We start from the raw sequence: 443 nt of genomic DNA, 5'->3' as shown, positions 1-443 counted from the left end.
TTTGCACCATTTTGCCTTTCTAGTTTGGTTGCCATCTCATATTTTTTTATGCCCAATTACCCGCTTTTTACCCCTAAAATCCCACTTTTTAACGACGATTTCGCCCTTTTCGACCCTGTTTTTCATGGTTCATAAAGGTTTTGTTTATACCATTGCAGCGTATTTTTATGCTTTCCGCCTAGCATTTAGCAGCATTTTACCTTGCGTTTTGCACCAAAATGACTTGCGTTTAGCACCAAAACGCACTGCATTTAGCACCAAAACGCACTGCATTTAGCGGCATATTGCATTGCATTTAGCACCAAAACGCGCTTCATTTTGCTGCAAATCACCCAAAAACGGGTGTTGGTGGCGGTCGGTTTAAATAAGTATTCATTTCGCCTGCATGCACAACTACCCCCTCTTGGCGTCAAAACAAACCTCCGCGAGAATCGATTTTTTGC

The 443-nt window shown here is 42.2% G+C and carries 1 protein-coding gene; it reads left to right on the top strand.

Annotation, left to right across the window (positions count from 1 at the left end; translation table 11 throughout):
- Positions 1-277, top strand: a 277-nt coding sequence (locus HMPREF2955_RS16440) for a hypothetical protein (RefSeq protein ID WP_210401260.1), incomplete at its 5' end; no start/stop codon positions are given.
- Positions 278-443 lie beyond the last annotated feature (166 nt).

The organism is Prevotella sp. HMSC073D09 (assembly GCF_001814145.1).
GTDB lineage: Bacteria > Bacteroidota > Bacteroidia > Bacteroidales > Bacteroidaceae > Prevotella > Prevotella conceptionensis.
Note: the sequence above shows the minus strand (reverse complement) of the source record. Positions and strands in the feature narration are given on the sequence as shown.